The sequence below is a fragment of the Candidatus Hakubella thermalkaliphila genome, from assembly GCF_013281975.1.
Classification (GTDB): Bacteria; Actinomycetota; Humimicrobiia; order Hakubellales; family Hakubellaceae; genus Hakubella; species Hakubella thermalkaliphila.
The window spans coordinates 1-9,218 of the sequence record NZ_BLRZ01000079.1 but is presented as its reverse complement, the minus strand read 5'-3'; the positions used below and the strand labels follow the sequence as shown (position 1 = coordinate 9,218).

Sequence of the window (9,218 nt, the reverse complement as noted above, 5' to 3'; positions counted from 1 at the left end):
GTTATGTTATAACCATACTGGCTAGGGGATTAGGCAGTCAACTGCGTAATTCCTATTAGATAACAGTGATGATGAAGTCTGAAGTTTAAGGCGTTTGCGCGTAGGCTTCCTCAAAGGTCAACCGCGGTTGACCATTTACATTCTTCACTACCTCAACTGGATAGAAACGATTCCTTTTCCTCTAAAGTAGCAATGTACTTGCCAAACCTGGGAGTTAGCTTCTTTGCCCTATCCTGAACTGTCTTAGGGAAGCTTTTACTGTATTGCAAGAATTTACTTTTTTTCAGACCCACCAACGACCACTCGCTTATATCACTCGTTGCTCTTCCCTTAGTCAGCATATAAAGCTGATCAAGAACCGCCTTCTCCGGTTCAGCGATATAAAGACCGTTTTCTAATGTATAACCAAAAAAGTAGTCCTCCTTAAGTTGTCTGTACTCCACTTCCCTTCCGGTTAAGGTAAGCTTTTTAGAGCGTCTGGTGGTAGCAAAGGTTAAAGAATAGGGAATTTGGCTTAAGATTCCGTATCTTGATAAAGCTGACTCAAACGAGAGGTAGGAGGGATAGTAAAGTTCATTAGCCACTTTTTCCAACCCCAGGCTTTGAAATTCAGGCTGGTAAGCCCCTCTTCTTAATCTCACAAGCACGCCTCCCTCAACTAGCCTGTTGAGGGTAACGTACAGGCTGTTCCTCCCCATGCCTAAGATTTTTTCCAAATCAGCCACGGTAAAATAAGGCTTATTAAAGCCCCTTAGGGTCTGTAAAAGCTCAATATTGCTCATTGTTTTGGTAACCATTGCTCTATCAGCCTCTTGTCTTTTTCGGGCAGAAACTTATACAAGTCGCGCCTGACCACCCTTGGCTCGAAGCCCCGAAAATCCATCGGGCTGATCCTCCCCAACTTCTGACCAATAAACCACATATCAAAAATATCCCTGATTCTTGGCGGCTCGATGCCCCGTTTCTCCTCCTCTATCCGCTCTAAACTAGCTACCTGAGCCAAGACCGTAAGGTTGGTCACCTTGCTACTTAAAACTAGCAGTTCATAATCCTTTCCCCTCTCCCAGCTAACTGGGCGGACCGAGGCTTCAAACTTAATCGGAAACGCCTGGCTCAGAAAGTCTTCTTTGACCCGGAAGAGAGCAAAATAGGTGTAGGTCTTTTGTATCGTCTCAACAAGCTTTAGGGCTTCGTATTGGTCAGCGACTGTCCTAAGCAAGCGATCTAGCTTCTCTTTGTCAAACTCACTTACCACGGAAAAGTCCAGGTCTTCTGAAAAACGGGGTGAGCCGTAGGTTAATCTTAAAGCTGTTCCCCCTTTGAAAACAAATGATTTACCTGGCCTACTTTCGAAAAGCTGTTTTAATAGGATCATCTCGTATTCCTGGCGAACCACTTGTTCTTGAGAAATACCCAGGGTTTTCTGTAAACTTTCCGCTACTTGTTTGTTCATAGAAACTTATTAAATCTGTTAAGTTTCTTCGATTATAACACGATTATCGTTTCGTATCAACCCATCGAGGTGATTGGTAAAGTAATGACCCCAGGATAGCGGGAATTTCCGCATCAGTGTCTCGGAAATTCCAGACCCTGTCTGGGAAATCCTTGATTTCCAGAGGTCCTACCCTTATAATGAGTACAGATCATGAAATTGCGAAAAGCCTAAAAACACTCCCGGAAGGAGCCGTGGCAAAAAACCTTTGGGGGGTAACTTATGAGAAACAAAAAGTACTATTTCTGCCTCTTCTATGACGGCAACGATAGATTTATCTCCCTGACCCTTCCCGATCTCTCCACAAGCATATGCCGCTTTTATGCTCAGTGGAAAAAATATCTTTACAATCCGGACAAATCAATTCTCATTTACTACGAGGAGTTTGATGACCCCCAGCAGGCAGAGGGAAGGGTGAGAACCATCCCTCAGCTTTCCTACCACAAACTGGCCGACCTTATTCTGGACTTTCCTCAAGAAAGGCTGCTGGGGACCTACCAAAGTATAAAACCCCCTCGCCGCCGCTCCTCTACCACCAGGAGACAGTTGCAATTTGACCTGAAGATCCCGACTACAGATAGAAATCTCCTTCCACAGGAAGCTATAAAAATAGTGGACAAGAAAATAAAAGAAGCCCGCAATGAGATAGCCGCCTCCTGGTTTTATCTGTCGTATAACTGAGTATGTTCTCTTGACACTGAAACCTTAAATGCTCTTCTGTGCCGAAATGCCCCGTGCACTGGAGTACCCAAACATCTACATACTTTCAGGCGCTGAAATCCCCAGAAGGAAAAGCACCTTTCGTACTATCTCCCTGGCCATCAGACCGAGAACCAGGCGCCGCATGGTCATATCTTTATCCTTGCTGATGACCCGGCACTGGGTATAAAACCCGTGAAAGGCCGAGGCCAGCTCCTCCCCATACTGGGTCAGAAAATGGGGGGCCCGGTGCTCAAGAGCATCTATGACCACATAGGGAAAGGAGATAAGAACTTTAGCCAGCTCCCTTTCACCAGGATGGGAAAACCTGTCGTAGGGATAACTCCAGGCTTCCTCCACCTCTATTCCTCTGGAAGAGGCCAGACGCATGATGCTTTGAATGCGGGCGTGAGCATACTGGATGTAGTAGACCGGATTGTTGGAGCTATGGCTCCGGGCCAGATCAATATCAAAGTCAAGCATGCTATCGCAGGGCCGCATCAGGAAAAAATAACGCACAGCGTCGGGACCCACTTCCTCTATCAGGTCCCGCAGAGTGACCATTTCTCCGGAGCGCTTGGACATCTTATAGGGCTTCCCTCTCCTGGTCAGATTCACCAACTGCCCGATAATGACTTCCAGAAGGTCAGGGTCGTAGCCCAGGATCTCCAGAGCTGCCTCCATCCTTCTTACATGACCATGATGATCGGCCCCCCAGATATTGATGATCTTCTGAAATCCCCTTTCTACCTTATTCTCATGGTAAGCAACATCGGTCAAAAAATAGGTCTTCTCTCCGTCAGCCTTGACCAGAACCCGGTCCTTGTCATCTCCATAGTCTGTCGTCCTCAACCAGAGAGCTCCTTCTCGCTCATAAGTCTTTCCGGTAGCTTTTAGCTTCTCTATAACCTTATCTACCTCACCCCCCTCATGCAGCACCCTCTCACTAAACCATACCTGGAAGTCCACCCCCATAAGCTCCAACGTCTCTCGGATATCCTGGAGAGCTATGGAAATAGCACGGGAAATGAGTTCCTCCTCTTCACCTTGCTGGGTGACGAATTTGTCCCCCACCTGCCCTATTAGCTCCTGGGCATATTCCTTCACGTACTCCCCTTTATACCCGTTAGGAGGGAAGGTAGCAGGCAGGCCGAAAAGCTCCTGGTAGCGAGCCAGAACAGACTGGCCGAAGAGTCTGACCTGAAGACCATAGTCGTTAATATAGAACTCCTTTTCCACCTGGTACCCACAGCTTTGGAAGATCCTGGCTAGAGAATCTCCCAGAGCGGCCCAGCGGCCGTGACCTATGTGAAGAGGGCCAACTGGATTGGCGCTGACAAACTCTATCTGAAGTTTGACTCCCTGTCCCAGATCACACTTACCATAATCCTGCGGGTCCCGGGCAATCTCCCCCAACTGGGACAGGATGTAGTCGTCGGAAAGATAGAAATTGATGAAGCCAGGCCGGGCGATTTTGACTTCCTTTACGTAACCAAGATCTTGTGGCAGATATCGGACAATCTCCTGAGCAATGACCAGGGGATTCTGGCGGCAGACTCCAGCCAGGACCAGAGCCACATTGCTGGCCCAGTCTCCATGTTCCCTCAGATTGGGTTTTTCCAGAACTATTTCCTTTTCCTTCTCCTGGAACTTCTCCCCATCCTTGAGGATGGCTCTGGCTGCCTCTTTCAGCAGTTTTTGCAATTCATGGCGAATCATGGTTTCCTTTCAGAATTTCCCTTCTGCGGAACCTGCGGTTTTATAATCTTAGGCTATTTAGATTCGCGAGTAAAGACAACGGGGGTTTTCCCACAGTCTAACGACCAAGCTCACTTGCGCGTCTGGCGCGCGGCTTGCCAGTATTTGCATGCCGCGTGCCAGTAAAGCGTCAAGTGGAGCGGCTTGTTAGACGTTTTGGTTCTATTTGTGCTTCTATCTGTTCGTAAGATAAATAAGGCAGACTCGCCTGTTGGTGGGCATGCTCAATAGTCATTGCAACCAAATTACCAGACGCATCTAGATCAATGTAGATATTCTCGTTAATCTCTTTGGTTACAGCAACTTCGTGGTCGGAAAACTCAACTAATGCGGTATCGGTATCGGAAAAATATTTGATTTTCATTTCATCTCCCCCTTAAAGCTCCTGTCAAAGAAGGCATTGTGAACGGTCTCTCCATCAGGAAGCAATATTACCCGTAAGATTTTATCTTCTTCCTCTATCCTTTTCCACTTTCTTATTCTTCCGTCAGACTGAACCTCCGTATAGGCTGGATTCTTGATGGTATCTTCGATCCATTCCATTCTTATTTTAGCACGATCCGGTCTTTGTCTGACATAAAGAAAATATTGGGTAAATTTCATTTGCATCCTTTATTACGTCTAATGGTACGCGTCAGGCGCTTTACGAAGCGGAGCGGAGCAAAGTCGCCTGCACGCGGTGTTGGGCGGCGCAAAAACAACAATGGAAGCACCATACACTTCACTCAATCATATCATTCGGAAATATCGTAAGGCGTCTTCTATCGCTGGTCGCTTGTCATTCGGGCATGGGTGTCGCCGCTTTTGCCCTGATATTCGATTAGGTGCGATACAAGGCTCAAGTCCAGTCAGTTCCTTGACATGAGCAATCCAGCAAGTCTTCACGGTATAGCCATGCTTTCTCTTGATATAGTCTTGAATTTCCCTATATGTTGCCATTGGTGAATTCGCCTTTGTTGCTACTGCTCAGCGCGTCGTTGGAAAATGCAGATAGACCGCATTCCCCGTGAGACTGCTGGTAATCAACCCTTCGTGTACCAATATGGCGGCGATGAAAGATGCATGCCGTGGGGTGAGGCTTATGCCATTAAGTCGCTTGGAGTTTTACTCCACCCATTGACCCAAGCCACTGGGCGTCGGGTCTGTCATGCTAAAGCCACCAGCGATGGTTCTGCCATCGAATCGCGTCAAGATTGCTTTGAAGAACTCTGGCGATATATATGGCTTGCCAGTGAACAGCAACGTAACGCCAGTGCTGACGTTGCCAGTATAAGTGAACTGCGTTCTTCTATTGGTGCTTCCGAGTGTCCAAATCCTTGGCATAGGTTATACCTGTGTGTCAGTGCTATGAGGATGCTGGCAACGAGCCGCCGAACGGGCTGGGCTTCACCCGCGCCGCGACTGCGGGAAAACCCACCTCAACACAAGATCAACTATAAAGCGCGTGGAGCCGCCGCTGACCAGCCACGCCAGCACCGTCGGGTGCAAGCTCTTGTTAGCCCGCACTCCACTATGAACCCATAGACCCTGCTTGAACCCAAGCATATCTCTTGCCGACGTATTCGCTCCACGCTTGTATCTCGGGTAATTGCTTGGCGAATAAGCGTTCAGTACTTACGCTGATAAATCTGTCCTCTATTCGCACCAATCTTGTCCACACGTCTATTACTGTTTCACCCAGGTTTGACAGTTCAGGCGAAGTGATTCTATGAAAATCGGTGTTTCGTGCTGGGGCTATGTGCAACACACTCACCGCATCTGCGCCCAACTCGTGCGCCTTTTCGATCGCGTGGGCCAAAAACTGCTGGCGCATCAACTGATAAAACGGCTCGTAGAACAGTGAATCAAAACTGGGCAGAAGGTCTTTGTTGAGTGGACAATCATTCCGTAGATAAAGCGGTTTGTAGATTTCTGTTCGGTCTGTGCCACTTGCGGCGACTTTAAGCGGTACACTTCCATACGATTCAGTATATTTCCATTCAATCAAGACCATCTGTCGCTTTCCATCACTTCGTTCGAATAACACGGCTGCGTCTGCACTGGTAAAGTTTGCTCCGCGCGTGCGTTTACCGTTACGGGATATTCTCTCGCCCAAGTAGTTTTCCTGACCTATCCACTCGAAGGCGACATATTGCCCATTTTCTACCGGGAGCATTTCACGCAAGCCAGGAAAGATGGGGCGTAAGACTTCAGCCAGCGCACGGGGCTTTTGTGCAAATGGAAAAAGGAAGTTGACACAACAAACTTGTGAATCGCAGAGATGATTGCTTGGTTTGCCGTTCCGCCCATCGTGCCATTTGATGCCTTGAGCATCAAAGTAGGCTGGAGCAGTTTGGCGAATTTCGGGGAAAAGGTTCTCTTCAGCACAATCAAGTGGCAAGCAAAAAGGTCGCGGCTTGCCTTTATACACGCCGTCTGCACGAGCCGCTTCGGAGAAATAAGGTGAGTTGGCTTTGAACTTGGTTTGGCGGCGCTTTTCGCTTTCAAGGAATTTTCCCATTAGACTTGTCCTTTACACAAGAAACGACATACCGCGACTGAGCGGATAGCGGGCTAACAATGATTAGGCCGCCGTAGTATGCATCCGAACACCCTGATCATTCCCTGCATCTGTCCGTATAAGCTACTGAGAGCCGATCGGTTCAGCGGGCGGCTGAATCGACGGCCCTGAGGATCTTGGGGACGAGCCGGTACGGGATGGCACCGGCAGTCGCCTGGTCCACGGTGCCCGAGAGCAGCACATCCAGCTCCGGACAGTGGAACAACCAGGTACCGGTCGAGCCCGTGTGTCCGAACACCGCCGGCATGGGATGTAGAGACGTGAGGGCACGGGGCAGGCGGAAGCGGATCATCCCGAGCGCGTACTCGATGAGCCAACCGGGAGCGCGCAGCGCCGCTTTGTCAAGCGGGAAGGTGAAGCGGTTCCAGCGTTGCTGCATCAAGCTGAGCGTCGCCGGGTCGTCGAAGACCTCACCCCGAATGAGCGCGTGCAAGAAGCTCAGGGTGTCCTCGGTCGTGCTGTAGACACCCCAGAACGAGCGCATCATCAGGGGGATCTCCACCGGCTCGCTGTCGACCCAGAGCATCGCAGGCTTGGGCGTGGGTTCGAGCGGCCTGGAGTGACCGGCGAGCCAGGTGTGTCGCAGATCCAGGGGCCGGAACAGAAGCTCCTCGTGCACCTGGTGCAGCGGCTGACCGGTCACCGCTTCGATGATGGCGATGAGCAGCACGTAGTTGGTGTCGCAGTAGCGTACCTTCTGCCGCTTCGCTTTGACAGGCTGGGGCGGGAAGTGCGGGGGGAGCTGATCGCGTACGATGTGAACCAGATCGTCGATGCTCAACGACATGTCGCCCTCGTGGATCAGACGCTCGACCAGGCTCCGGCCGCCTTTCGGGCGGTCCTCCAACCAGTCCGCCAGGCCCGAGGTATGGCTGAGCAGGTGACGGACGGTGATTGTGCCGGTGTAGTCGACCCCGCCCAACCGGTGAAGTCCGCCGATCAGCGTTTGCGGGAGATAGGTCGAAATCGGTTCGTCCAGACCGACGTGACGGCGTTCGCGCAGCTTCAGGATGACAGTCGCGGTGAACAGCTTGTCGACGCTGGCGATGAAGAAGGGTGTGTCTGCCCGCATCGGCGTGCCGTCCGGCTTCGCGTCACCCGCGGCGCCGATCCAACGGAATGACTCGTCACCGCGCTCGACGGCTATGATCGCGTGCTTCACCCCCTTTCGCGACACGAGCCGGCGCAACAGGTCCTGCAGGCACTGGACGAGCACATCCGAAGCCTCGGTCGCTCCACCAGCTCTCGTCTGCCTCAAGAAGTTACTCATCAGCATTTGCGTTCTCCGTGCGCCTAACGACCAAGCTCACCTGCCACCAGGGGTTTGCAGAACAAGCCTCGACTAAAAGTTAAACTCCCATTTGCAAAACGACCCTCGCCGGACCGCGACGCCCTGGTGGTCAGGTGCAGCGCCTTGTTAGGCCGCTCCCTATGATTACAAGGATCGAACACGATCTTTCCATATTTGTGGGTCTTGACGAAGATGCATTATTGCTACAATCAGGATTGTTCCCGATCTGACTTGATAGATAATTCCACGGGGAAACCTATTTGTTCGACAGCGACGTGTCCTTTTGGAAAGAGGTGCCCAAGCTTCGGGATATTGCACAATGCGACCAATAGTCCGTTTGACTTCGGCTGCAAATTCGTAACCAAGCCCTTCACTTTGTTGATTGTAGTAAGCTATCACCTCTGTAAACTCAGCTTCAGCAACATCGAGAAATTCAACCTTCATCATTACTTCTGCTGGTCAAGGTTCTGAAACACTTGCTGCGCAGACTTGGCTTTAAGTTCTCCACGCTCGAATGCATCAATGCGCTCTTCGGCTTCTTGGGCCCACAAGGAGTCAAGCGTTTCACGTGCTGGAAACTCAAAGCTGCTCAGAAGTTGCTCCACCAACTCCGCACGCTCAATCGGCGAGAGCCGCAAAGCCTGCTTAAGGACTTGCTCAGTATTTGCAGACATAAACCACCTCGCTTTACTGAATCACATAACACATTATATCAGCGAAGGATGCAATGACAAGTTATAGATGTGCGGCCTAACAATGATTATACAGTCTGTATAAATCGGTAAATGCGGGCTGTTCCTTTCTGCATAAGAAGACTTGGCGTTTTGGCGCTGCTTCGTCTAAATCATGGATCTCAATTCCAAGTAACGTATACAATCAAGGAGACTACAGCATGCCGCACTTCAAGGCCCACAATCTTCCTGCGTTGCTCCCGACTGAAACCGCTCATCGTGGCCTTCTCTGAAGCTCTACAGTGCCTGCCACCAAATGGCCTTTCTGTGTCACCTCAGGTAGCGTAGTTCGCTGCACAGATAGTTCCATTTACGAAAGATCTCCATAGCGTTTTCTCGCGCTAAGCGCGTGGCCAGCAGGCAATGGGATGAAAGAACCGGGTTTTATCAGGCCTTTTTATGTAGCCCTTAATACTCACGTTTTAACGCCTTTATTTCTCTGACAATGTCGTCCAGACTTTTTTCAGCGAATATTTTTTTTCTCTCTGTGGTATAATCTCCATATCCCTCTTCACTTTCTAATACGAACATAGTCGCACCTGCCACGCCCAGTCTTTCAATAAGGGCATCCCAGCCTTCTTCTTTAATTTCCTTCAATGTCTTTAACATGGAGCACCTCCGTCAAAAAAACTAAAATCCCAAGGACTTTAACCTTCAAGCTATCATGCAAACTTTTACCCTTCTTAA

11 protein-coding genes are annotated in these 9,218 nt (G+C 50.0%); 1 reads left to right on the top strand and 10 read right to left on the bottom strand.

Annotated elements, in window-relative coordinates; translation table 11 throughout:
* Positions 1 to 152 precede the first annotated feature (152 nt).
* Together HW443_RS07835 and HW443_RS07830 are read right to left on the bottom strand one after the other, a co-directional pair.
* Positions 153 to 797, bottom strand: a complete 645-nt coding sequence (locus tag HW443_RS07835) for a type IV toxin-antitoxin system AbiEi family antitoxin domain-containing protein (RefSeq protein ID WP_176232014.1) — start codon at positions 795 to 797, stop codon at positions 153 to 155.
* Complete coding sequence (locus HW443_RS07830) at positions 779 to 1,453, bottom strand: nucleotidyl transferase AbiEii/AbiGii toxin family protein (protein ID WP_176232015.1); 675 nt, start codon at positions 1,451 to 1,453, stop codon at positions 779 to 781. The genes HW443_RS07835 and HW443_RS07830 overlap by 19 nt, the downstream gene beginning before the upstream one ends.
* Positions 1,454 to 1,714: 261 nt before the next feature.
* On the opposite strand from HW443_RS07830, the gene HW443_RS07825 reads away from it, so the two are divergent.
* On the top strand, positions 1,715 to 2,173 hold the full coding sequence (locus HW443_RS07825; RefSeq protein ID WP_176231999.1) for a hypothetical protein: 459 nt from the start codon (positions 1,715 to 1,717) through the stop codon (positions 2,171 to 2,173).
* Between the two features lie 75 nt (positions 2,174 to 2,248).
* On the opposite strand, the gene argS is transcribed toward HW443_RS07825, so the two are convergent.
* From argS to HW443_RS07785, 8 genes are all read right to left on the bottom strand, one after another.
* Positions 2,249 to 3,910, bottom strand: coding sequence for an arginine--tRNA ligase (gene argS / locus HW443_RS07820; RefSeq protein ID WP_176236047.1), 1,662 nt, complete (start codon positions 3,908 to 3,910; stop codon positions 2,249 to 2,251).
* 169 nt (positions 3,911 to 4,079) lie between these two features.
* Entirely contained in the window at positions 4,080 to 4,313 is a 234-nt protein-coding gene (locus tag HW443_RS07815) for a DUF2283 domain-containing protein (protein ID WP_176236889.1), read from the bottom strand.
* On the bottom strand, positions 4,310 to 4,552 hold the full coding sequence (locus HW443_RS07810) for a hypothetical protein (protein WP_176232042.1): 243 nt from the start codon (positions 4,550 to 4,552) through the stop codon (positions 4,310 to 4,312). Before HW443_RS07810 ends, HW443_RS07815 begins: the two co-directional genes overlap by 4 nt.
* Positions 4,553 to 5,459: 907 nt before the next feature.
* A complete protein-coding gene (locus HW443_RS07805; RefSeq protein ID WP_176236890.1) occupies positions 5,460 to 6,449 on the bottom strand; it encodes a PGN_0703 family putative restriction endonuclease in 990 nt (329 codons plus the stop codon).
* A gap of 142 nt (positions 6,450 to 6,591) precedes the next feature.
* Positions 6,592 to 7,785: a serine hydrolase domain-containing protein gene (locus HW443_RS07800; RefSeq protein ID WP_176238039.1), complete on the bottom strand. Its 1,194-nt coding sequence runs from the start codon at positions 7,783 to 7,785 to the stop codon at positions 6,592 to 6,594.
* Positions 7,786 to 7,944: 159 nt separating this feature from the next.
* Positions 7,945 to 8,247, bottom strand: coding sequence for a type II toxin-antitoxin system RelE/ParE family toxin (locus HW443_RS07795; protein ID WP_246273391.1), 303 nt, complete (start codon positions 8,245 to 8,247; stop codon positions 7,945 to 7,947).
* Complete coding sequence (locus HW443_RS07790; RefSeq protein ID WP_176231932.1) at positions 8,247 to 8,474, bottom strand: addiction module protein; 228 nt, start codon at positions 8,472 to 8,474, stop codon at positions 8,247 to 8,249. Before HW443_RS07790 ends, HW443_RS07795 begins: the two co-directional genes overlap by 1 nt.
* A 465-nt stretch (positions 8,475 to 8,939) precedes the next feature.
* Positions 8,940 to 9,140: a hypothetical protein gene (locus HW443_RS07785; protein WP_176231931.1), complete on the bottom strand. Its 201-nt coding sequence runs from the start codon at positions 9,138 to 9,140 to the stop codon at positions 8,940 to 8,942.
* Positions 9,141 to 9,218: the final 78 nt, after the last annotated feature.